Source organism: Paenibacillus sp. FSL H7-0737 (assembly GCF_000758545.1).
Lineage (GTDB): Bacteria > Bacillota > Bacilli > Paenibacillales > Paenibacillaceae > Paenibacillus_AQ.
On record NZ_CP009279.1, the window covers coordinates 5,202,128 to 5,227,229 of the forward strand.

Annotated in this window: 19 protein-coding genes; 4 read left to right on the forward strand and 15 right to left on the reverse strand. The window is 43.8% G+C overall.

What is annotated here, in order from left to right:
• Positions 1-2 precede the first annotated feature (2 nt).
• Positions 3-3,515, reverse strand: a complete 3,513-nt coding sequence (gene addB, locus H70737_RS22790; RefSeq protein WP_042190959.1) for a helicase-exonuclease AddAB subunit AddB — start codon at positions 3,513-3,515, stop codon at positions 3-5.
• A 504-nt stretch (positions 3,516-4,019) separates the two neighbouring features.
• Positions 4,020-4,814: a MerR family transcriptional regulator gene (locus H70737_RS22795; RefSeq protein ID WP_042190961.1), complete on the reverse strand. Its 795-nt coding sequence runs from the start codon at positions 4,812-4,814 to the stop codon at positions 4,020-4,022.
• Between the two features lie 248 nt (positions 4,815-5,062).
• Between H70737_RS22795 and H70737_RS22800 the strand changes: the two genes are divergently transcribed.
• Complete coding sequence (locus H70737_RS22800; RefSeq protein ID WP_042190963.1) at positions 5,063-5,737, forward strand: DUF4097 family beta strand repeat-containing protein; 675 nt, start codon at positions 5,063-5,065, stop codon at positions 5,735-5,737.
• 358 nt (positions 5,738-6,095) lie between these two features.
• Here H70737_RS22800 and H70737_RS22805 read toward each other — a convergent pair whose 3' ends face one another.
• Positions 6,096-7,520 (reverse strand): class I SAM-dependent rRNA methyltransferase, encoded by a 1,425-nt coding sequence (locus H70737_RS22805; RefSeq protein ID WP_042190965.1) that lies wholly within the window; start codon positions 7,518-7,520, stop codon positions 6,096-6,098.
• A gap of 99 nt (positions 7,521-7,619) precedes the next feature.
• On the opposite strand from H70737_RS22805, the gene H70737_RS22810 reads away from it, so the two are divergent.
• The gene (locus H70737_RS22810; protein ID WP_042190966.1) at positions 7,620-8,606 is read left to right on the forward strand and encodes a Na/Pi cotransporter family protein; all 987 of its coding nucleotides are present in this window, start codon (positions 7,620-7,622) and stop codon (positions 8,604-8,606) included.
• 52 nt (positions 8,607-8,658) lie between these two features.
• Here H70737_RS22810 and H70737_RS22815 read toward each other — a convergent pair whose 3' ends face one another.
• From H70737_RS22815 to H70737_RS22830, 4 genes are all read right to left on the reverse strand, one after another.
• A complete protein-coding gene (locus H70737_RS22815; protein ID WP_042190968.1) occupies positions 8,659-9,489 on the reverse strand; it encodes an energy-coupling factor transporter transmembrane component T family protein in 831 nt (276 codons plus the stop codon).
• The gene (locus tag H70737_RS22820; RefSeq protein WP_042190970.1) at positions 9,486-11,192 is read right to left on the reverse strand and encodes an ABC transporter ATP-binding protein; all 1,707 of its coding nucleotides are present in this window, start codon (positions 11,190-11,192) and stop codon (positions 9,486-9,488) included. The genes H70737_RS22815 and H70737_RS22820 overlap by 4 nt, the downstream gene beginning before the upstream one ends.
• A gap of 110 nt (positions 11,193-11,302) precedes the next feature.
• Positions 11,303-11,863 (reverse strand): ECF-type riboflavin transporter substrate-binding protein, encoded by a 561-nt coding sequence (locus H70737_RS22825; RefSeq protein WP_042190972.1) that lies wholly within the window; start codon positions 11,861-11,863, stop codon positions 11,303-11,305.
• Positions 11,864-12,021: 158 nt separating this feature from the next.
• On the reverse strand, positions 12,022-14,250 hold the full coding sequence (locus H70737_RS22830; RefSeq protein ID WP_042190974.1) for a hypothetical protein: 2,229 nt from the start codon (positions 14,248-14,250) through the stop codon (positions 12,022-12,024).
• A gap of 211 nt (positions 14,251-14,461) precedes the next feature.
• Here H70737_RS22830 and H70737_RS22835 point away from each other — a divergent pair, with 211 nt between their 5' ends.
• Positions 14,462-15,196 (forward strand): AzlC family ABC transporter permease, encoded by a 735-nt coding sequence (locus tag H70737_RS22835; protein ID WP_042190976.1) that lies wholly within the window; start codon positions 14,462-14,464, stop codon positions 15,194-15,196.
• On the forward strand, positions 15,187-15,513 hold the full coding sequence (locus tag H70737_RS22840) for an AzlD domain-containing protein (protein WP_042190979.1): 327 nt from the start codon (positions 15,187-15,189) through the stop codon (positions 15,511-15,513). Before H70737_RS22835 ends, H70737_RS22840 begins: the two co-directional genes overlap by 10 nt.
• Before the next feature lie 793 nt (positions 15,514-16,306).
• Here H70737_RS22840 and mtaB read toward each other — a convergent pair.
• The 8 genes from mtaB to H70737_RS22880 form a co-directional block, all read right to left on the reverse strand.
• Positions 16,307-17,650 carry a tRNA (N(6)-L-threonylcarbamoyladenosine(37)-C(2))-methylthiotransferase MtaB gene (gene mtaB, locus H70737_RS22845; RefSeq protein WP_042190981.1) on the reverse strand — a complete coding sequence of 448 codons (1,344 nt, stop codon included), beginning with the start codon at positions 17,648-17,650 and terminating at the stop codon, positions 16,307-16,309.
• A gap of 3 nt (positions 17,651-17,653) precedes the next feature.
• Complete coding sequence (locus H70737_RS22850) at positions 17,654-18,418, reverse strand: RsmE family RNA methyltransferase (RefSeq protein WP_042190982.1); 765 nt, start codon at positions 18,416-18,418, stop codon at positions 17,654-17,656.
• A gap of 278 nt (positions 18,419-18,696) precedes the next feature.
• Complete coding sequence (locus tag H70737_RS22855; protein ID WP_042190984.1) at positions 18,697-19,380, reverse strand: site-2 protease family protein; 684 nt, start codon at positions 19,378-19,380, stop codon at positions 18,697-18,699.
• 2 nt (positions 19,381-19,382) lie between these two features.
• Positions 19,383-20,438 (reverse strand): 50S ribosomal protein L11 methyltransferase, encoded by a 1,056-nt coding sequence (gene prmA, locus H70737_RS22860; RefSeq protein ID WP_042190986.1) that lies wholly within the window; start codon positions 20,436-20,438, stop codon positions 19,383-19,385.
• Positions 20,439-20,628: 190 nt separating this feature from the next.
• Positions 20,629-21,207 (reverse strand): DNA-3-methyladenine glycosylase I, encoded by a 579-nt coding sequence (locus tag H70737_RS22865; RefSeq protein ID WP_042190988.1) that lies wholly within the window; start codon positions 21,205-21,207, stop codon positions 20,629-20,631.
• 136 nt (positions 21,208-21,343) lie between these two features.
• Positions 21,344-23,020: a DUF4179 domain-containing protein gene (locus H70737_RS22870; protein ID WP_042190989.1), complete on the reverse strand. Its 1,677-nt coding sequence runs from the start codon at positions 23,018-23,020 to the stop codon at positions 21,344-21,346.
• Positions 22,980-23,540: an RNA polymerase sigma factor gene (locus tag H70737_RS22875; protein WP_042190991.1), complete on the reverse strand. Its 561-nt coding sequence runs from the start codon at positions 23,538-23,540 to the stop codon at positions 22,980-22,982. Before H70737_RS22875 ends, H70737_RS22870 begins: the two co-directional genes overlap by 41 nt.
• Positions 23,541-23,737: 197 nt before the next feature.
• The gene (locus H70737_RS22880) at positions 23,738-24,649 is read right to left on the reverse strand and encodes a methyl-accepting chemotaxis protein (protein ID WP_042190993.1); all 912 of its coding nucleotides are present in this window, start codon (positions 24,647-24,649) and stop codon (positions 23,738-23,740) included.
• Positions 24,650-25,102: the final 453 nt, after the last annotated feature.

Sequence of the window (25,102 nt, forward strand, 5' to 3'; positions counted from 1 at the left end):
ACTCACGGTGTAGTTCCTCCTTTGCGGGACAGCAGATCCCAAATAACGTCCTTCCCTGGCTTACCCAGATTGTTGTAGCCATTGCCTTCCACGGCTTCATCGAACTGGCAGACGGGTCTAAAGGAACAGAATGTGCAGGCTGTCTCTTGCCCAATCCGGTATGGCTCAATCGCCACATCACCTTCCGTAATGCGTGTCCCGATATCCGAGATCGTTCCCCGAACGGATGATAATAAGTGTCCCCACTGCTCTGGTGTAGCTACAGAGGCACTACTATAAAAACTGCCATCAGCTTTTACTGCTACAGGCACGATAGAAGAATACCCTTTGTCTAAAGTCGTATCCATCAGGGATACTACCTCGCGGTCTGCTGTAAGCAGTCCTTTCATCTTGAAGCGTTTCAGCAATTCTTGTTCTGCCTGTTCCTTGTTCATCCCGTTAGATGAGGTTAACAGTGGGTCATGTACGTGGAAATACAGTGTCCCTGCTGGAAGCGCCGGTTGCCCGAGCCATTGCTCCGAGTACGTAAGCAGCACATCCAGATAGGTCAGCATCTGTAGCGATAATCCATAATACACCTCGTGCAGCTTGAGGTCTTTTTGACTCGATTTATAATCAATCACCCGCAGAAGAATTCCATTCTCTCCACGGGCCATGTCTACACGGTCAATCCGTCCAACAACCTCCATCACACAGCCATTCGGCAGCGTAATTCTTAAAGGAGGCAACTCCTTATCCGGTCCAAAATCCAGCTCCAGCCCTACCGGCTCAAAGCTGCCTCGGCGGGCATGCTCGCCCAGAATTACAGAAGCACGTCCAACAATATTTTTTAGCTTGCGTGAGATGTATCCGTAACGTTTAGAGCTCATCAGAATTTCACCCTGCAGCATCGGCGATAAACGTTCTACCGTCTCACTTGCCTCACGCCGACATTCCTCTGGAGACAAGCTTCCCCAGCCGCGGCCCTCTTCTTTCAGTCTTACCGCCATGTCACTTAACGCAGCATGAAACAGTTGTCCAATATCAGGTGCTTGCAGCTTATATAGCTGGCGTTCCTTCAGTCTAAGTCCGTAAGATGCAAAATGGGAGAAGGAGCAAGCAACAAACTTCTCCATCCGGGACACACTGCCTCGCAGTGTCGATCCACCGTACAATCTAAGGCTTGTTCCACGTTTTAGCTTCGTTCCCACGTTACGGTAGAACAATGAACTGAGCAGACGTTTCAATTCGAGACTACGAATATCATCAGCAGCGAACCAGTTATACACATCCCACCATAATTCAGGTATCTCCGTCCCCTGGCGCCACTGGCGTAGCTGCATAATCAATGCACGAAGACTTTGTTCTGGATGACCAATGTAACCGAGGTGAATGGAATCTCTGACTTCTTCTGGTAGTCCTGCAGGGGGAAGTGCTGCCAAGCTGTGCTCATGAACCCTTGGGAACATTCTATGCAAATGACGGATTACCTCAGAGGGAAGGAGCGCCTTGCCCTCATCATCAGCAGTGGCGTAGCTAATCCAGAGCTTTCGACTTCCTGTCGTTAGCGCATTATAGATCAAAAACCGCTCGTCCAGCAGTTTACGAGAAGCACCAGGAGCAAGCTCCATACCGGCGTTCTCAAGTACAGAGCGTTCGCCTTCCGAGAGAATTCCATCCTCCTTAAACTGCGCAGGCACAACACCTTCATTAAATCCAAGCAAAAAAGCGTATTTAACTCCCGTTGGTCGAGTCCGATCCATGTTACCAACCAGTACTTGATCGAGCGCGGGAGGAACAAGTCCCATCTTAAGCTCAGCAAGTCCTGTCTCTAGGACTCCGGTGAACACATCAAATTCAAGTCTCTCGTTGCCCATCATCTCGACGATCTGATCTAGCAGATCAAGCACTGCACCCCACAGCTGACTATGTTCTCTAGCCTTCTCGGGTTGCCCCTTCTCCATAGCACCGACACTAAGTTTCTCCAGCTTTCGAGCAACATCCGTCTCATCAAGCAGCTTGTACACTGCGGTACATAGTTCAAGGCCGCTTCTACTCTTCTGTATCCGTTTCTCAAAAGCAAATAGAGGACCCGTTATACTAGCACGGCATCGCTCCATTGTAGCAAGCAGTTCTTCATCCATCTGTCTGCCGCCTTCCAGCGACAAGCTAGGAATCCCTTTCCATGAACGGCCATCCGTCCAGCGATACCCTTGAATCCCACAAGCCAGCACATAATTCTCTAAGGCGTCCATATCCTCACGCGTAATACTACCGTCCAGCGGTAGCAAAAGCTCTGTCTTTACACAGCGGAATACATCCTCGAAGCGCCAGCGTCGACGCACCACATCCAATGCGGAGCGTACAAACTCTACCAATGGATGGTGCAGCTCATTTACCTTCTGGTCCAGAAAAAAAGGTACTCCGTAATCTTGGAACAACGGTTTAATCAGTTGCTCGTAATCTCCAATATTACGCATCAATACGGCCATTTCACCATATTTTGCACCTTCATCTCGCGCCAGTCTGATCATTTCACGCAGTGCTCCCTCAACCTCTGCTCTATGAGAAACTGCTGCGCCTATAGATATCGCTTCATTTGCCAGTTCATCTGCACCCATCCAGACCTTTCGGCGGTCATATCCCCTTTCGAGATGAGCAAGAACAGGACTTTCTTCAAAACGCGGAAGAACCGGTGGCTCCAGAAGCTCGTCCCACACATCAATGCCTAGCTCTTCAGCTATTCCACGCAGTTTAATGTAAGTAACCGCAGTTGGGTGAAACAATTCAAGCTCATTCAACTGATCTCCATAGGGATACGAACGATCAAGTGTAAGGGACACGGTCAGCTTCGATGCTTGCTGCATCAATTCTCGAAGCACTACGAATTCCTGCGGGGTAAAGCCGTGGAACCCATCTACCCAAATCTCCGCCCCGCGAATGTAAGAGGAATCAGGAATATGCTCAGCTAGTTCCGCTAAACGATCCTCTTCGTCGATATAGAGGCGTGACATTTCCTTCTCTAAATCGCTGAATACCAGCTGTAAATCATCCAGCTTGCCTTCAAGAATAGGACTTCTTGCAATAGCGCCTCGCATTGCGGATAACTGCTCCTCTAAATCAGAGGAAGCCAAGCAGCAACGCTTCATCTCCGTATGCAGTTGATTCAACCGTTCCACAAAACCCGGTCTGTCGGCAGAGGCACCGAACAATTTCAGTTCCTCTTTACGGCGACTTATGATTTTGTAAATCAACATCTTTTTACCTTCTTCACTGATCGGCAGACTAGCGCTGCCTCCAGTTTCCTGTTTCACTCGATAGGCAAGCCGAGAAAAGCTCAGTGTCTGCGCCCGAATGCTTCCCTTCACATTCCCTACGGTCAAAAGCCCCCGTTCTGCTCCAAAGGAACCTTGTTCCGGTACAAGAATAATGATCGGCGCGCCAAGAGGCTCCTTCTCTAATGAAGAAGAAATAGACTCCCATATTTTTGTTGTCTTGCCACTACCAGAGCGGCCTAGTAAAAAGGTTACCGACATAAATGATAGACTCCTTCCGTAGCGGAGAAAATGTATATGAAACAAGGTGAAATACTCACCGTTTGATAATGTTCAAATGAAAAAGTTCAGTCGTTCCTCGTCCCCTCAGTATAACATAGCTGCACAAATCAGAACATGCGTTTGCTAGTATTTTCTAATGATTTACAATAAAAAAGCTACGAAGTAAACAGCAACTAACGTATTGTGGTGACTTGCTGTTTAGTATTTCTAGTTTGTTAATACCCGGTGTGCAACGTTCGATGCTTTCTGTTTGGAGCGTAGAGTTAGGGTTCGAGATTCGGGTTCGCTTATAGCGTTAATCTACCAGTTAGCTTAATAGATAACATTGAACTATAGTTAAATATTTATCTAATCGGCGAAGTATAACGTTCTTGTCCTCAGTCAGGGGCAAGAAACATGATTCCTTAATCAAAAAAAGCCGCTAAATTAGCGGCTTTCAATCAAACATTTTTCTTTTCCTAAACCTTTTCCTTTGTATTTAATCTAACATGAGTGTTTCTTAATGAACAGTTGTATCTGATAATCCCACTGCAATATTCCAGTCACAATAATGTTATGAAGAACAAAATCTGGACACACATTGTATTCCGTCTTTGCCCTTTCAAGTAAACTTTGTAATACAGCATTCTTATTCTCTTCGGTACAAATTGCACACAGATAGTCCCCTTCTGGTAGCACAGTCAGCCCCTCTAAAGACGGATATTTCAAGCAAACAGCAAATAATCGTGTTATTCCTTCAGTCGTGAACATTCCTGCCATATCTTCAAACAGAAATTGTGAATGCAGAGACGTTTCAATTTGTTGATAGAAATGTCTGTGATAGTCCCATAAATTCTTAAGTGTGGGGCTTTCCATTTTATTCGAAAGCATAATTACCCTTTCCTCTATGTGTCTGACAAAGTAATTTTCACTTTGACTATAACCGTCGTGGAACTTATTTTCATAATGTAGATAGGCACGTTTAATTTTCGATTTTGCATACTGCAGACGAGCAATTTTATCGTCTGCTCTTTTTTCTGCTTGTTTTAGAAATGCAATTACTTTAGAGAGATCATTCTGCTGCAAAATATCTTTAATATCCATTAAAGTAAGATCCATTGCTTTGAGCAGTTCAATGGTTTGCAGCTTTACGAGCTCCTGCTCGGAATAGTATCGATATCCCGACAGTTCATCTTTATGGCATGGCTTGACTAATCCAATACGATCATAGTGCCGCAAGGTCTCAGTGGTCATCTCAACGATCTCTGCTGCTTGCTTAATTGTAAAATAGTTGTTCATATCTACCCTCTTGACCTTTTTGTAACACAAAAGTTTATGATGATTAAAACATATGCGACTTATAAACGCAACGAAATACAAAATGAATTTATTACCAGAGAGGAAGGCAAATATGAAGAACTAAATCATGTATCAAAGGATTATCCTTTGTTGTATATCTGAATTTGTCTGCATAGCAGCTTAATATTGGCATTCGTAGGACTGGCTATATTTAAAAGAAAAATGATTTAACGAAGGAGCGTTTTATAATGAAAAGTACTGCAAAAAAATTACTAACTACTATAGGCATATTGGTGACACTATTGATATCATTAGCAGGATGTTCCTCCGACTCCACTTCCATGGAGGAAAAAAATTACACCATACCTGCCCAAAATATTGATACCTTAACAATTGATGTAAAGGACAAAAAAATAAATATCCTCCAATCTAAAGATGAACAAATTCATATTGTTTACTATGAAAGTGAGAAAGATTTTTACAAGATTGATCTATCTGACGATAAAGAACTGTCAATGGTAAGTGACAGTAATAAGGAATGGAACGACTATATCGGAGGAAAAGGCTCGCAAGTAACCAGAACTATTCAGGTATCGATACCTGATGCAACTTTAAAAAATTTGACTTTAAAAACATCAAATGAAAGTATTGTATTACCAACAATCGTGTTTTTAGGGACAGTGGAAGTAAATATAAATAACGGAAATATCCAACTGGACAAATTGAATGTAGGGACGGCTATAACCCTTGAAACAAAAAACGGAAATATTAGCGGTTCAATTCTAGGGTCATCTGATGATTTCGCGATCTTAAGCAAGGTAAAAAAAGGAGAAAGCAATTTGCCTGCCAATAAAGAGAATGGTTCGAAAAAATTATCTGCTTATACAAATAACGGCGATATTACCTTACAATTTTCTGAGTAGCCAGTAGTTAAATATTGGATCGTATGAAGTCAGATACAATATTGAAAGGGATAACCCCTGTGTTCACTTTTGAAACTTCTGGTCCTACCTCTTCGACTATTCTACCGGCCTATAACCGATAAAATATCCGTCTTGTAATGGAAAACAGCGGCTTATACTTTCTGGATTACATTCGGACTCAGGAGTCGCTATTCATGAATTTCGTGCTGTTTTGGCAACTTATCGGACTAAGCGGACATACCTTGTTAATCCCGAATCCTACTCTTCTTAGAACACAGCAAAAAATCCGTAAAAAGAGGCCTCGATCGAAGACTCCTTTTACGGATTAAAATCCATTGCCTATATATGAACAGCCAGCTTATTTCTTACTCCGCACTTCAAAAATCGCAAACTTCAGATAGTGTCCTTCGTTAACGCCTAGAATCTGCGGATGGTCTTTGCCTGCGGCACGCCATTCCACAAGTCTCAATACTTTACCTGCATCTTTAGCTGCGTCGGCAATCGTCTCAAGGAATAGATCCGGCTGCATGTGGTAAGAACAACTTGCAGTAACCAAATATCCGCCTTCGTTCACCAGCTTCATGCCGTGTAGATTGATATCCTTGTAACCACGGCAAGCACCTGCTACTGCACTTTTAGTTTTCGCAAACGCTGGAGGGTCTAGGATAACTACATCCCAAGTTTTACCTCCACCTGCTGTCATCGGCTTGGAGGTATCTGTTTTGGTTGTTTTGCCTCCGGATTTAGCATTTGTAGACGCTACTGTTGATTCCATTCCGCTTGCAATCGTCGCCCGCTCCGAACGTTCCTCCAGACCTTTTACCTGATTGCGCAGGTAGGCAAAAGCATCATCCACTACAAATTCCACTCGATCACTAAAGCCATTCAGCTCCACATTGACCTTGGCACTCTCTATGGCATGAGCGGAAACGTCAAGGCAGGTTACTTTTTTCGCGCCATACTTGCAAGCATGCAGAGTGAAGCTACCTGTGTGCGAGAAACATTCCAGCACTGTAGCACCATCCCAATAAGGGAAGGTTACGTGTTTACCACTCTTGTTTACCGGCAAAGTTTGTAATGAGCCATCTTCTGCTTCGATTTCTTGCAGCGTAATGCCACTTCGTCCACCCCAGCCCTTCATGAGTGGGGCAATGGATGCTCTATTCTCACGCTGATCAAAGAAGTAGCCTGTCTTTTGGCCCTCTTCGATATCTACTACCAGCTTAAGGCCATTCTCACTTACGGTAACATGACGTGGGCATTCCCCGTACAGCACACCTGTAGTCTGCTCCATCCCTTCCAGTTCGCGCACGCTAACATCACTGCGTTCATAAATACCACGCGGTGTCATAACCTGTACAAGTGCTTCAACAATCTCTGTACGGCGCTTGTCCATTCCGAGTGTAAGGAGTTGTACAACTAGAATATCCCCGAACCGATCCACAATAAGCCCTGGCAAAAAGTCCGCCTCACCATAAACCAAACGATATGCATCTGCCCCAGGGAGGAAACGTTCTCTATGTTGCAGACAATTCGTAAACCGTTCTACGAAAAAAGCTGTATCCATGATCGCCAGTGGTCCCTGCGATACAATTCTCACCCGGATTTGCGATGCTGGATTGTAATAGCCCACGGCCAAAAACCGGCCTTGATGATTTAGGACATCTACTAATCCCCCTGCTTCTGGGTTTCCTTCAACTGATGCAACTTCACCTGCGTAGACCCATGGATGGCCCTGTTCTAATCTTTTTTTACGATTGCGTTCTAAAATAACCGATGCCAATGACTTCAACTCCCTGTTTCTCTAAAAATGATTTTATACATGTCCTACACGTTACTTTCATATATTGGTGTACAACCCTCGTCCAAAGGAGTATGCCCAATGTTCCGTGATCTGCTTTTCCCTATTATATATGGTCTTGTCATTTTTCTGGCTGGCATGAAGCTAATGGAAACAGCGTTGTCCAAGCTTGCAGGGCCACTGTTAACTACAAGCCTGAATAAGGCAACCTCTACACCTATCAAAGGCTTGATCGCAAGCAGTGTACTGTCAGCCCTGCTTCAGAGCAGCACGGCTGTAACTGTGCTAACGATCGGTATGGTGAATGCCGGCCTGCTCACCTATGCTCGTACACTTGGCATTATCCTAGGCAGCAACATCGGCACCACTTTGACCACAGAGTTAATCGGACTTCAGATCAATTCCATGGCATCGCCACTGCTGGCTGCCTCACTGAGTCTGTGGGCCGCAGCAGTTATAGCTGGCGAGTTACCGCATACATCACGGGCAGCAGCACTATGCCGGAAAATATCAGAGCCGCTGCAATTCATCAGCCTGGCTGTATCAGGATTCGCCCTAGTCCTATGGGGAATCGCAGTCATGCAGTCCATTGGCGGGACGCTTCAGGAGAGTGGCCTATTCCTTTGGTTCCTGAATCATGCTACCACAAGTGCCCTATGGGGACTCGCCGCTGGTGCCTGCTTAACTGCCCTGTTACATAGCAGCGCAGCAGTTATCGCCATGGCCATGGGCATTGCTGCCTCTGGTGCCATGCCACCAGAGCTCGGCATAGCCATCGTGCTCGGTGCCAACGTCGGTACCTGCGTCACGGCAGTCATCGCTTCCATCGGCGGCTCGACTTCTGGCGTCTTTGTCGCTTGGTCGCATGTTGTCCTCAATGTAAGCGGTGCGCTCCTGTTCCTACCTCTTATTGGGCCCCTACAAGCAACTGCTGCATGGATTGGCGGAGGAGCCGCCTCACAAATCGCTCATGCACAGACTATTTTTAATGTAGTATGCTCGCTAATCGCACTGCCATTATGTTACCTGCCTGTATGGTCAAGACTGGAGAAACGTCTTCAATCGTAACAATATACTGTAACGCCTGATCCCAAACTTTCCACAACTGTACTATTATACTTCAATCGAAAATATTATAAAACCGCGATCCATCGTAAAAAGTGATTACCGTCGAAGATATTGCGATCAGAGCGAATAAGATTAAAGCAATATAGTCATTTCTTGAGAACGGACGACTGCTGTACCAAGTCCGTTTTCTATTAGTTCCGAAGCCACGTAACTCCATAGCCGTACTAATATTCTCAATTCGCTCAATGCTAGTCAGAATCAAGGGCATTAGAATCGAAATGATATTTTTAAGCCGCTTAGGCAGCTTTTCTTTTCGAGAGATGTCTATTCCCCGTGCCTGAGCAGAGAATGATATATTCTCATAATCTCTTTGGATATCCGGAATGTACCGCAGCGCAAGCGATACAGAATATGCAATTTTATAATTCACACCAATCCGGTTTAAAGACGCTGCGAATTCACTAGGATTTGTCGTTAGAAGGAACAACAGTGCCATGGGAATGACTACTGCATACTTAAGGGCAATATTTAATTGGTAGAATAGCTGCTCATATGTAACGGTATACCGACCTACAAGATGAACAATATCATGACGTGAACCGTAAACCTTTACACCTTCCAAAGGAGAAAAAATAAAGATAGCTATATGATTAAGCACAAAGAAGATCAGGATAAAATATAATACGAAAGCATAATCCTGAAATTGAACTTTAGAGACTCTAAAGGCAATCAAACTAAATAATAACATCACTATTAGACATCTTGTATCATATGTAATCATCCCTGTCACAGACCACACTATAAATAAAATCAGCTTAGTAGCGCCTGTAAGACGGTGAATAGGTGAATCTTGCTTCGTAAAAGTTAACATTGTGGCCTTCATCCGCCCCGGCTCCTCCTGTCGTATGCAATAAATCTTCTTACGAACTCTTCTGGCTGATCCAATTGGACCCTCATAGCCAATGTAAATAGTGAGGTCTCTTTCAAATTAGCATTCCTCACTACTTCTATATTGGTTAATACTCGCTCAGGGCTATCATCAGCAAGCTTAACACCATCAGACAACACTACAGCTCTATCGGCATACTCCAGCATAAGATGCATATCATGGGTAATCATAATGACCGTCATTCCCTGTTCCCGAAGCGTCAAAAGAAATTCCATCATTTCGTTGTAGTGCCTATAATCCTGTGCTGCAGTCGGCTCATCTAATATGATCACTTCCGGCTCCAGGATCATAATAGAAGCAATAGTCACACGTTTCTTCTGACCGTAGCTGAGCGCAGAGATGGGCCAGCTACGAAAAGCGTATAGACCGCATATTTTCAAAACATGATGCACTCGCTCACGAATAATCTCCTCGGACACCCCTCGTAATTTAAGGCCTAGCGCAACCTCATCATATAAAAGCGTCTTAGAAATCATATGATTAGGATTCTGCATCACGAAACCGATCCGCTCTGCCCGCTCCTTAATCGTATCCTTGGCAATATCCCTTCCGTTCATCAATATCGAACCGGAAGTGGGCATATAAAAGCCACAGATAAGCTTAGATACCGTGGATTTCCCAGCACCATTTCTCCCAGCTATACAGACCATTTCTCCTTTATGAATAAGAAGGTTAAGTTTATGAAGTACTGGTCTGCTCTTCTCATAACCGAATGAAACATCATGTAACTCAAGGATAGGTAGACTCTCACGTTTATCCTGCTGCGAATTATTATTATCATACCAGTACTCAAGCTTGCTGGAGCAAGAGTCCAGCCGAATTTCATCTATATGCTGTGGATTCATATCTGATGCAATCGTACATCCTGCATACTTTAAAGCCGTTAAATAGAGAGGTTCCCGAATACCTACTTCTGAAAGTAAGCGAGTGCTTAATAGCTCAGCGGCTGGCATATCCGCCGCAATGCGTCCGTCATGGATCACAATAATGCGGTCCACCGCACGGTGAAGTACTTCCTCGAGCCTGTGCTCGATAATAATAACCGTTTTACCGGTCTCTTTTTGCACTCGGTCAATAAGCTCAATCGCTTTTGTGCCAGTATATGGATCTAAGTTTGCCAAAGGCTCATCAAACAACAGGATGTCCACATCACCAACCAGAACACCAGCTAAGGTCGTTTTTTGCTTCTGACCGCCTGACAATTCCTGAGGTGACGCTCCCAAATATTCGTGGATATCCACGGCTGTTGCCGCAGCCACTACCTTTTCTATCATTTCGGCCTGTTGAACCGCGTGATTCTCCAGACTGAAGGCGATGTCCTCTCCAACCGTTAATCCAACAAATTGTCCGTCCGGGTCCTGCAATACAGTCCCTACCTGATCCGACAATGCTGCAATACTAAGTTCTTTCTGCTCCAGACCCTTAATTTGCAATGACCCAGACATTTCACCTTTATAGGCAAAAGGGATGAGTCCGTTTATACAATGAGCCAGTGTACTTTTTCCAGAACCAGAGGGTCCCACAATAAGTACCTTCTCCCCTTCGGCAATCGTTAAGTTGATATCTGTGAGTGTAGGCTCCTGCTGTGCTCGATATTGAAAACTAAAATCCTTAAATTCAATCACTGCTTTTTTCATCCTTGACCTTCCTCTTAGCTTCGTTTGAAGAATTTCACTTCCATTATATGTTTTACAGCCATAAAAAAGCCGGTGATCTCCACCGGCTTTTGGTTTGGATTATATGCTACTCAGGCTTCTCTGGTCAAGCTGCCTTGCTTCGTTCTTGTCTTTGCATATGCAATTGCGAGTAGTGAGCCAATCACTGCTACAGTGACGATATTGGATGCTCCGGCGATAAGTCCTTGTGTGAATACTTTATTCGCTGGTTCTGCATAGATTAGAATATCCAGTACAGGTGCTACTAAGAACCAGGCGATTGCGTTTGCTACAATCTGGGCCAGATTAAAACGAATCAGTTCCTTTCGTCCGAATTCCCCGTCATGAATCCCAATTCTAGCCACAAGCAGACCAACAACGAGCCCAACAATTCCAGAAGCGATCACCCAACTGAACCAAGGGGAACCATAAAAAATCGCATCCTTCAGTGTATGTCCGATCAGGCCAATGAGTAATCCGGCAAACGGACCGTACAACAGTGCGAACAATGCCAGTAAAGCGTATGTAGTCTCAATGTTAGTGTTTGGAATTCCGGATGGAATCGAACCGAACCTGCCCAAAATAACGAATAAAGCAGAACCGATACCAATCGCAACAATCGTCTTAATCGATAACACCTTTTGTTTTGCCATATTTTCATCTCCCCCAACGCTTCTCTTTTATTTTATGTAATTATACATCGGAATAGTCGGAATTAATATAGATTAAAATAAAAAAATCTGCAAAGCAACATTAATGTTGGCTTTGCAGACCCAGACCACTTATAGAGTTATTATATGATTTGCTTTATCTATTTCACAGTAACGGTTACCGTCACTGTCTTGGTGCCAATCTTTCCTTTAATGGATGCCGTTCCTTTGCTCACAGCTACAATCTGGCCGCTAGCAGATACTCTAGCTACAGAAGGCTTAGAGCTAGTCCACGCCGCACTTCCAGTAACAATAGCGGTCTTCCCCGTATCATACTGCGCAATCACAACTGCATTCTGAACAGCTCCCGGAGCCATCTTCAGTCTATTCTCGTTGACAGTCAACTTCATTAGCTTAGGAACTACATTAATTTTGACACTAGCAGCGAGCCCTTGGTAAGAACCTGATAACGTCGCAGTTCCTTCTGTTATGGCTTTAACAGATGTACTTTTAACCGTGGCAACTGCTTCATTCGAAGACTCCCAATTCATGCTGCTGGAGATATTCCCCGTCTTACCATTAGAGTAGTAAGCCGTTACCTTTATGGATTTAGAACCTTTAATATTCAATTCAATCGCATTCGGTTCTACAACAATCTTAGTAACCTTTTGTTCAATAGTAACCGGGATACTAATAGTCTTATTAGCGTAGGTTCCCTTTAAAGTAGCAGAACCCTTCACCAGTCCTTTGATTACCTTGCCGGAAGAGGTTGTCTTGATAATTGCATTCGTACCGGTAATCTCCCATTCCATAGTACCTGTAGCATCGAGTTCATTCCCATTTTCCATCACAGCTTTGACTTCAGGAACAGCCTTCTCTTCACCAGTAACAATCACAACGTTTTCCTCTGGTCCGAGCAGGATATGAACCTTATCTTTAACTGTAACACTCACTACAACACTTTTTTCCCGGATAGCCGCTTTGGAGGAGGTAGGATTCTCTGATTTTATTTTGCCGACAATATTAACAGTACCAGCCTTTTCAGCAACGAGCTTGCCATCTTTGATGGTGGCGATCTCATCGTTGGCAGAAGTCCACTCGATTTCTTGACTGAGATCCAGCTTCGTTCCATCTAGCTTGGTTCCGTTGACCTTTGGCAAACTAACGGAATCCTCTGTGTACATGTCCAGTTCCTTTTTATCAGCTTCCAACTCAGTAATCGTAGGGTATACCGTCAACTTAAAGCTTTTACTAATCCCTCTGTATTCTGCTTTAATAACCGATGTTCCCACTGCTTTTGCGGTGATCGCTGCAGCATCAGTACCCGCAGTAACCGTCGCCGCGAGTTGGTTGTCCGAACTCCATACTGCACTACTGGATACATTCGGAGTGGAATTCGCAGCATCTCTAACTTCTGCTTTAACGTTCAAGCTCTCACCCATAAACAAGAATTGATCGCCTGATGGAGTAAGCAATAATGCCTCGTAAGGAGCACGTACATATACATCCACAGTTTGTGTAATCCCCAGATAAGATACTGTAATTACAGCTTTTCCTGCGGACAGTACTTTGATTTCTCCCTTGTCTACAGTAGCGACACTTGTATTAGAAGAAGACCATTCCGCTTTCTCTGAAATATCATTTGCGGTCGTCTTTGTAGTCTCTTTGGTAAACGCAGCTACTTTCACCGGATTATCGCCAACGAGCATTTCAATTTCCTTAATTACGATGCCCTTATCATTTTTAAGCTCAATTTCAGAATAAGGCAATTTGACTACAGCTTTAAAGGTTGCTGTTAGATCCTTGTATTTGGCAGTAATGGTTGAGGTACCTTCACCCGCCAGTGTGATTTTACCTTCTGCAATCGTCAATACGCTTGTATTGGAGCTGCTCCAAGTGGTATCAGCCGTTACATCCTTGGCAGAAGTTGCTGTTTCGCCACCAATCGCATTGGCTTTGACCAACAGTTTATCCTCTTCGTCACCCAATTTGTAGTTCCCTTCGGAGCTATATTCGAGCTTCAATTCTTTGATCGGATGTGAAACCTCTACTTCTATAGTAGCGAGTGCATGATTATAAGTAGCTGTAATAATAGCCTTTCCGCTATCTATTGGAGTCAATAAGCCATTTACTACTTTTACAGCGTTAGTGTTAGAAGAATTCCATACCACTGCACCAGTCACATCTCTTTTGGAGGAGGACCCTTCCACATTCGCATATACCTTCAGTTGCTTTGGCGTTTGTCCAACCGTAAGCTGCACTTTGGCAGAGCTTTCAAACTCAATCGAGTTGATATCGCCGGCAGCTGCAAAGACACTTACCGGAAAAACCGCAGTAGCTAACAATATCATGATGAGGAGCATTTTCGTCATTTTCCTGTACACAGTCATTTGTTCTCTCCCTTAGGTTATAATGTCGTTTGGTGGTTTATCCCCACACTCTTTTACTTATATCGACAATTGTACACCAAGTGTTTACCCTATAACTCCATAAAGCCAAATTCAGGACTTTCAGACTAGATAATCAGGTGATAGGTTGATCAATATATTAGGAAGTAATATGCTAGCTACTACATTCTTTTTTTGAACCAAGGGGGCTATGATGAGTATAGAGAACTTTCAACTAGAGACAATCCCTACTCCAAAAGAGGAGGATAGCTTCCTTAAAGGGGTAAAAGATTGCATTCCAACACTACTAGGTTATTTGAGCATTGGACTTGCAGCAGGTGTTGTTCAAAAGACAGCCGGACTAAGCATTGCTGAGATTGCCTTGATCAGTCTGATGCTTTATGCCGGTTCAGCACAGTTTATAGCTGCTGGAATGATAGCTGTAAGCAGCTCACCTGTTGCTATCGTCGTTACGATTTTTATCGTGAATCTTCGTCATATTTTGCTTAGTGCAGCTCTGTCACCTTATTTCCGGCATCTTACCCCACTGAGAAACATGCTGGTTGGAACCCTGCTGACAGATGAGACCTTTGGAGTTGCTATTAATCAAACAGTGAATAAGCAACAAATCAGTGAAAAATGGATGCATGGCCTTAATCTCACTGCCTATTTAAATTGGTTTATTGCGAATATAGCAGGAGCTTTTTTGGCACAGTGGATTTCTGATCCAGATCAATTCGGTCTACAGTTTGCTTTACCTGCCATGTTCATTGGCATCCTTGTTATTTCCATGATTGATCGTAATAAAATAAAACTTGATTTAGTTGTCGCAATCCTAGCAGTAATCATCGCTGTAGCTAGCTCCTTCGTATTCTCCGGTAGTGTGGGTGTCATTATTGCAACGGTCATTGCGTCAACAGTAGGGATGGTGTTTGAAAAATGGAAGTGAGATGGGATGTATTTTTGATTATTCTAGGGGCGGCTTTGGTAACCTTCATTCCAAGGGTGGCTCCATTAATGATTCTAAGCCGATTCGAATTGCCTGAATGGGGAATGCGCTGGTTAAATTATGTTCCTATCTCTGTTATGGCGGCACTAATAGGTCAGGAGATCCTCTTAAATGATGGAAAATTCTCACCTATAGCTAATAACGTTGAGCTTTTTGCGGCAATCCCTACTTTTTGGATCGCTATAAAGACCCGGAGTTTGTTAGGAACTGTACTGGTTGGGATTGTTTCGATTATGATCCTGCGGATGTTTTTTTGATCATGCAGGGGACCCCAAAAGCAATGAGTTACCGTGGCTGCTGCTCCCCCCCCCGTCTCTTATCTGACCACTTCTTGGCGCTACTCGTAAGAATTCATTATCAGGAATAGCTGCATTATTTCTACGTAACGATCAGGATTCATCAGGCCAGTTTCGTCCATAAAAGAGTTAAAAAGATGACATAGTACAAGTCATTTATAGTGATTGTAAGCGAGAGCTTCTCTTTCAGGCGCTCCGCACCACCTTCTCAGCGATATCTGGGGGATTTATACCCCTCTTTCTCACGTTTCACACCTTCCAGACGATATCTGGGGGATTTATACCCCTCTTTCTCACGTTTCACACCTTTCGAGCGATATCTGGGGGATTTATACCCCTCTTTTTCATCTTTCGCGCCTTTCGGGCGATATCTGGGGGATTTATACCCCTCTTTTTCATCTTTCGCGCCTTTCGGGCGATATCTGGGGGATTTATACCCCTCTTTTTCACCTTTCGCGCCTTCCGGGCGATACGGGCGCAGTTTTGGGCTTCTTTACAAAATCACTGCTAATATATGTACCACTTTTCCAAGAATATTGTCCCTGGAGTCCGAAAGTATGCTCAAATGACTAAAAAGTATGCTGGTATCTCCATAGAAAACCGCAAGATTAGGAGAGAGCTATACCTCTCCCATGTAGCAGCTATTCCTCTGCTATGCGGTTGCATTTCTCAGCTAACGCCAAACACACAAAGGAGCAATACTCCATTAACGGGAGAATTGCTCCTTTACTGTCTTTTAACTAACGTCTATTCCTTAACGAACAGCCAGCTTAAGACCGCTCTGACTAACCCCGACCAATTCGCCTCGGCATTCGTTCACACCAGCTTCGGTGATCTTCACCTCACAAAGTTCTCCTTGAAGTGAATCCTCTCCATCAAAGAAGACCTGCAAATAGTTGTCGCTGAACCCATGCTGGATATTGCGGCCTGGAGACCCTTTAGCGGATCTTTCCGGAATCACACTAAGCGTCTGTCCTACAAACTTACGGGCATATGCTAATTGCATTTCTTCGGATAGATCAATCAGCTCCTGCACGCGTGCATTTTTGATCTCCTCATCGATCTGATTCTCCATCCGCGCTGCAGGAGTACCTGTCCGCTTGGAATATGGGAATACATGCATCTCCGAGTAATTTACAGCCTTCATGAAATCGTATCCGGCACGGAACATCTCATCGGTCTCACCCGGGAATCCAACGATAACGTCAGTGGTAATCCCGACATCTGGCATCGCCTGGCGGATCAATTGCATTTTGGCGTAATACTCTTCTGTCGTATATTTACGGCGCATCGCTTTCAGCACATCATTATGACCGGCTTGTAACGGAATATGCAGATGACGGCACATTTTGGAGGAGCGGTTCAGTACCTCAAGCAGCTTCTCATCAATCTGACTAGCTTCAATAGAACTGATACGCACCCGTTCCAGACCATCTACCTTATCTAGATCCCACAGTAAATCGGAAAGACGGTAATTATCAAGATCATCACCGTAACCTCCGGTATGAATACCCGTTAGTACAAACTCCTTATACCCTGCTTCTACCAATTGATGCGCTTGAGCTACGATGCTTTTTGGATCACGACTGCGAGAAAGTCCACGCGACCATGGAATGATGCAGAAGGTGCAGAAGTTGTTACAACCATCCTGAATCTTCATAAAAGCACGCGTCCGATCCGCAAAGCCTGGCACATCCATCTCTTCGAACTCACGTGTCTTCATAATATTACGCACAGCATTGACCGGCTGACGTGAGGCTTCAATATTCTTCACATGTGTCATGATCTGATCGCGGTCCTGGTTACCGATGACAAGGTCAACTCCAGGAATATCTAGAATCTCCCCAGGAGAGGTCTGTGCGTAGCAGCCTGTTACGGCTACGATGGCCTCTGGATTACGGCGCACGGCACGTCGGATCATTTGACGGCTTTTTTTGTCACCTGTGTTAGTTACTGTACAAGTATTAATCAGATATACATCGGCGGGACCCTCGAAATCAACCTGCTCGTAACCTTCATTTTTAAATAGCTGCCAAATGGCTTCGGTATCATAGAAATTCACTTTACAACCTAAAGTATAAAACGCTACGGTTGGCATCTCTTAAGCTCCTCCCATTTCTCCAGATTCATATAATATACAAGCAGCGGCAACCATGCCCGCTGTCTCACAGCGCAGAATTCGCCGTCCTAGTCCTACGGATACTGCCCCGGCTTCTTCTGCCTTGAGGCATTCCTCCGGAGTAAAACCTCCTTCAGGACCTACCACAACCATAACTTTCCCGCCAGACTGCGGCGAAAGCGATGCTAACCATGGAGCGACGCTGCTTCGAAGCTGTAAGCCTTCCTCTTTTTCATAACAGAAATAAACAGCATCATATTCACTAAAAGTCTGCAAAAGCTGTTTCCAGGACAACGGTGACCCTACAGACGGAACGATGTTCCGATGAGCCTGTTCGGCAGCTTCCTTACAAATTTTACGCCAGCGATCCAGTCGTTTGCTTTCTTTACGCTCGTCGTATTGCACTATTGTGCGTTCTGACAGAAAAGGAACAAAGCCTACAGCACCAATCTCTGTACACTTCTGAATGACAGTTTCCATCTTATCGGCTTTAGGCAAGCTCTGAGCGACTGTAATTTTAATTCGAGGTTCATGCGTCATCTCCAGGGACTCCAAAATGTTCACAGTGACTTCCCCAATTTCAATCTGCGCAATCTCTACTAATGCCTCACGGGAAACACCATCGCTAACAATAAGCTTGTCCCCTGCCTTACCACGCATCACTTTAGCGATATGACGGGCGTCTTCCCCATCAATTCTCACGGTATCCGCACCAAACTGCTCCGGTGTAACGAAATATCGCTGCATCTCATCATCATCCTGTTCATAAATTCAGTAACAAATATAAACGCCTTCGGCGTCCTTATAAGGACGGTAAGCGTTTAATCGAAAAATATAAGTTATAAAGTATAAAGTGATACTTATACTTTCATATATTTGAAGAAACGGCTTAGTCGCCCTTATAAGAACGTCACCCGTTTCTTCAAGAAATATAAGGTTTGGTCAGACGAAAATTAACGATCAAATTTTGATCAAATTACATAATACAATGTTTGACAAAGGTTGAACAGACTTCATCTCTTGCCTTAGCTGCCAAAAATTCTTAGAGACAGCTGTACAAATGTTCTCGACATTTCACTAGCCCAGCCTGCGAGCGGATCAATCGTATACGTCCGTAGCCCAGGAATAAACAGAATCAATAAAAACAGAAATACAGCCCATTGTTCAAATTGCTGTAATTTGCCGCGGATCGAACGTGGGGCGATATCTTCCACAATCCGATAGCCATCCAGTGGCGGCAGCGGAATAAGATTGAACAGAAACAGAAAGAAGTTCCATTGAATGAAGGTGCCAAAGAATAAGTATACAGCCTCGAGCATGCGATCATTCGAGATATTATCTAGAACTCCAGTTGCCGCAAGTGCACCGTATATTATAGCACCAATAATTCCTAAGAGCAGGTTACTGATTGGTCCCGCAGCCGACACGATGACTCCCATGAGACGAGGACGACTAAAGTTATCGCGGTTTACCGGAACCGGACGTGCCCAACCGAAGCCAGCAACTAGCAGCAGCAAAATACCAAAGAAATCGAAATGAACAGCAGGATTAAGCGTCATGCGGCCAAGTAATCTTGCTGTTGGGTCACCGAACTTATTCGCGAAATATGCATGACTGAATTCATGTACTGTAAAAGCAATTAAAATTGTAATGAGCAGGAAAGGAAGCTGATCTAAATCTACTCGAATTATATTTTGTAATATATCCATCTTTACCTCTTTCCGGCTGTAAACGCCACCCAATCTTCCTCACGGGATATTTCAATAATCTCAAAACCAGACGCTTTTAGCGCGTTCGCTACAAGTCCTTCTTTATCTTTATATATACCTGAGGTAATGTAGAGGCCTCCAGGCTGAAGCGCGCGGTACACATCATCCGTAAACAATACGATGATTTCCGCCAAAATATTCGCAACTACAATTTGTACAGGCAATGTCAAGCCAAGGTTGCCTTCTTGCTCTTGCTTAGCAGGAACGGCTCCTTCTAGTGAGTGACCAGGTCTAGCGGATGGCCACATCTCTCCAGCCGCTGTATCCGCTACGCCTTCCCCGCCCAGCAGCGATAGAAGATCGCTCTCTTTTACCGTTATGGATGATTCAAGCTTGTTAAGGGCTACATTCTCCCGTGCACTTTCCACAGCCACCGGATCTAAATCTAAGGCCAACACGGATTTTGCACCTAGCAGCATCGCACCTACAGCCAGAATTCCTGAACCGGTGCCGACATCGATAACTTCTTCACCGCCGCTAATATTCTTTTCAAGTGCACGGAGGCACAAAGCTGTTGTAGGGTGAGTCCCAGTACCAAATGCCATGCCAGGGTCGATCTCAATGATGGCTTCATCTGGACTCTCAGGCGTATATTCCTCCCAGGTTGGTTTAATGGTAAGACGTTTGGATACGCGTAGCGGTTTGAAATATTGCTTCCAAGCATGCGCCCATTCGTCTTCATCCACAGTCTTCCAAGAAATCAACGCTTTGCCTGGATCAATCCCGTACTCATGCAATTCGGCTACCCGTGGAGTCAATTCTTCTATAACAGCATCCATATCTGTGGAATCGGCATAATACCCTTTTATGACCGCTTCCCCTTCAGGAATATCATTCAAAGGTTGGTCGTACAATTCACCGTAACGTGTATCCCGTTCTTTATTCAGTGTGCCGGATTCCTCGATAGAAACCCCACCCGCACCAGCTTCATATAAAAAATTCGAAATCATTTCCTGTGCTTCTTCTGTTGTATGTATCGTCACTTCATGCCATAACATCTTTATGTAATCCTCCTAAAAGTTTTGTGAGCATTTGCTTCATTGGTTTACTTCGTGCAAAACTCGCTTCGAAAGCATAGGCTTAGTTTTGTGAGCATTTGCTTCATTGGTTTACTTCGTGCAAAACTCGCTTCGAAAGCATTCGCTTCATAGTATAACATTTCTTATTGGTGTAACGCCAAACTACAGCTCAACGACCTGCGACGTCCTCTTTACGCCTACAAAAGCAGTTGAGCGAATGATCATCCACCATCCCCGATGCCTGCATAAAAGCATAGCATATTGTAGTACCCACAAACTTCATGCCTTTCTTCTTTAATGCCTTACTCATCTCATCAGACTGAGCCGTCGAAGCAGGTACATCTGCACGAGTCTTCCAATGATTAATAGTTGGCACACCTCCGACAAAGCTCCAGAGATACTCTGCAAAGCTGCCATATTCCTCGCAAATTTGCAAATACACACCCGCATTACGAATGATAGCATCAATTTTCAATCGATTTCTAATAATCCCTGGATCACTCATTAGCTCTGCCATTTTGGCTTCATCATAATGGACAATCTTATTCGGATCAAATCCGTCAAATACCTCTCTGAAACGCGCCCGTTTTTTTAGTACCGTGTACCAGCTCAGCCCTGCCTGCATCCCTTCCAGCATAAGCAATTCAAACAGCTTTTGGTCACCATACAGAGGCTTTCCCCACTCTTCATCATGATAGGCAATATATAGAGGATCATCATTGACCCAAGCACAGCGAGTGACTTCCATCATTTCCTCCCCCTTTAATTATTCATAGCTAAACCTTTACAACGTCTACTCACTGTAAACGAAAAAAAGGGAAGAACACAAGGTTCATCCCCTAAAAAAGTTATTCTATTTCCTTTAATTATGCTTCTTCTAACTCTTATAACCGGATCTGCACTCTCGTTTCTTTATCCGGATCATCAGTTGTATAGTAGAACATATAGATAGTAGCTTCTGTACCTTTAAAATCCTTATACACATCAATGGCCTTGTTGTTTCCATCCCCCGCGAAATTGACGGTTAGCGGTTTACCTAGGATGCGCTCCTTACCCAACCCAATATGTGTCTGGTTAATTCCACCGAAGCGAGCATCTTCACTTCCAGTTTCTACATAAAGATCGGATCCTTGCATATAGTATGTCCACTTCACCGGATACCCGTTGAGTTGCTGGATAATCGTCTGTTTCTTTTGAGAAATGTTCGTTAAAAGAAGCGGTATTTTGTCATCATTATTTTTGGTAATTTTATAGCTGCCATGCTGAGTCACCTTATATTTAGCTACAAAGGTAATCGGAGTCTCTTTCGTAATTTCAAGATCGACTGGCCGTTCGAAACGAAGCACTGTCAGCTCCGGCTCACCCTCTGGAGATCTCCATAAATTCCCCTCAAGCGTCTTGCCTGCTACTTCAAGAGCATACTTTTTATAAGGGAAGCCATTGTCTATATCCTTACTTCTAACTGTGACTCGAATTTGAGTAGGCGACACAACCATATTCTCCAGCGTGTAATCAGTCTCACCTGCCTCGAGCGGCAGATTTAGACTGGTTTTTATCGTCCCGCTCTCCATCTGCTTTTTACTTAATTGAAGATCGAATGAAAGTGGTCCATTAACATCTTTTTCTTTCTTCATATATTGCAGCTTATAAGTCGTTTGACCACCGGAAACATCCTCCGCCTTAAAGTATTGCTGCGCTGTATACTCCCCTTTTTCTCCTGGTGTACCGAAAGTACCTCCAGGCAGCGAATTTATGAGCGTTCCATTTTTGTAACCGACAATATTTGGATAGGCCCATTCTTTTGCTTCTGGCTGATCAAAAATGATCGCTGAAGAGAATAACATTTTCTCTTGACCTTGGGTAAACGGCTTCACCTCTATGCTGCGCATCCCCTCCTGTCCAATAGGGAAGCTCTGTGTCTCCGTCGAGTGAATATCCAGCGGCAAATCTAACGATTGTTCACTAAAAGCCTGAATTTCATTTGTAACTAGCTGAACATTCACGGTGTCCTTCTCTGGTGTCCATTCACTTTCGAAATAACCGTTATAAATTTGGTTCTTTTCGTCCCAGTTCAGATAATTGTACTCTCCAGAACTATTTCCCCCCTCAGTACCTTTCAGGGTCATCTCAGTCACACGCCAAGTTTCACTGTCCTGTCGTTGTCCAACATCCAATGTGAATAAGATGACCGTTCGATTCTCATCCACAATGGCGGTATGTAGCTTTAGCGTCACTCCGTCCTTTGTCACCGATTGATCCAGCTTTTGACCGAGGTTTTGTGCCAGTGCCGCCTGAATACCACCTTTTTCACGGAGCATTGTATCCCAATTATAATGAACTGCCGCATATACTGGCGCCGCCGCTAGAAGTAATGAAAACGATGAAACAAGTGCTATTTTGCTCCAGTTTCTCCCCTGTTTCTGGCTACCACTGCTCATCCGAGCGTGAAAAGATGTTGTATTTTTATGTTCAATTCTCTCCCACATGCTTTCAAAATCAGGATATGTTACACTTTGACCCTCATTTAACTGATGCTCCAGCATATTCTCCAACTTTTTCATAAGATTCGCCCTCTTTCCGTTCAATTTGAACCCCAGCCTCCAGCAAAATTCTCCGCAATACCTTTAGCCCTTTATGCAGCCTTGATTTGGTCGTCCCGAGCGGGATGGATAGCAGGTCTGATACTTCAGCCAAGCTGAAATCATGCATGTACCTAAGCGTAATCACCATCCGAAGTTTGACTGGCAACTGGCTCAAATATTTCGCCCATTCCATTGATGTCTCCCTCTGTTCAATCAATCGCTCTACAGGGGTTTCAGGAGATTTCTTAAATAAATAAAGATTGTCTGAGATTTTTTGCTGTAAGGTACGCTTCCGTTTCAAATGATTCAGGCAATGGTTGACCGTTATTTTCATAATCCAAGCCTTCAAATGCTCTACGTTCTCACGATTCGTGTGAAATACGGTAATGAACACATCCTGCGTCAAGTCCTCCGCATCCGCCGCGTCATGCACCATATAGTAGCAGGTCCGATATACATCCTTGTTGTAGGCTTCGAATAATTCCCGATTAGTCTGCAAATCTTTCTCCCTCCTTTCTTATCCGTGATATCTATATGACAACCAATCTCTGGAAAAGGTTCGTTTTTCTGAGCATAAACTATAGATGCTAGTAATAACAGATGAAAGATAACAATTAAACTCGCAACACAAAAAGCCACTCCCCATAAATCTGAGAACTGGCTTTCCTTTATATTCACGCTAACAGCATACAGAAATTAAATGATATTCATAACCTCTCGTGCTTGTGTATCTAAATCCTGGGCTGAGGAAGAAATATTATTGAAATCATCTACGGCTATTTGAATCTGCTGTTGACTAGCTTCTATATTTTCTTGCACCTGGTTTGTTCCTTTGGAGATCTTATTGATTTCCAGCGTAATGGCATCCACACTATCTTTCACTTGAATGATCGAATCCTGCACCATGGAAGATAGCTTCCTAACTTCTTTTGCAACCACGTCAAAACCACGCCCAAACTCCCCGGCATGTGCCGCTTCAATTGCTGCGTTAAGCGCTAACAGTTGCGTTTGCGAAGCAATGTTACGAATAGTTTGTACAATTCCCTGAATCGATACCGCTTGTGTCTCCAGATTAGCTAGAGTCTGTGTATTTTCAATGGATACTTCGGCTATTTTATCGATACTCAGCAATAGTTCTTGACTACGTTCAATGCCTTTCTCGGCTCTATGATTTAAGCTGTCCGACATCTCTTTCATCCGCTGTACCACAACACTCATGTTATTTTGTCGATCCGTGATATTAGTCGCTATCTTAGATACGCCAATGACCTGTTCATTATTTTCATCAAAGACAGGCATATATGTAGCTTCCAGCCATACCGCATTTCCTTTTGCATCCATTCGTTCGATCTTATCCTGAACACTTTTTCCTGAAAAAAGATCCTGCCAGAACAGCTCATAGCCCGGGCTATTTACAAAGTGAGGAAAGCAAAACTCTTTATGATGCATACCATACATCTCTTCTTTGTTATACCCCATCGAACTAGCAAAAACGTCATTCACATAAGCCACTCGTCGCTCAAGATCAAACCTTATAATCGCTAAATTTTTTTCTAAAGATCGGACAACAAGCTCATCGGTAACTCCCTGAGAGTGTACCATTCCCATATAATAATTCCTCCTGGATATCTATAAGTTACTCGTCGCGTCATCATGAAGTATATCTGAACAATTATACGCTCTTATTGCGCAGAGAGAAATACATGATTCTTATTAAATTTATTAAAATTCGTTGTTAAAAAAGGCCGATGGCGAGCGAGTATTGCTCATTTCTAATAGATTGATCCCTGAAATACTTTTAAGTGATGATAATTAAGGAAAACCTCCCTATAAATACACGAATATCGAAGATTTATCTCTTTTTTAGGGAAATGCTCCCTTTAATCTTTTAAAATCAAGCCTTTTTCTATTTTTAAGAGTTATTTGTGGGAGATTCTCCCTAAAAGCTCACATTTTTAGGTGCCTGGAGAAAAATACAGGGAGTTTTTCCGTAATTATTTTTAACCACAAAAACCCCAGCCGTAATTCCAGCCAGGGTTCGAAGCAAGTTCCTATTAATAC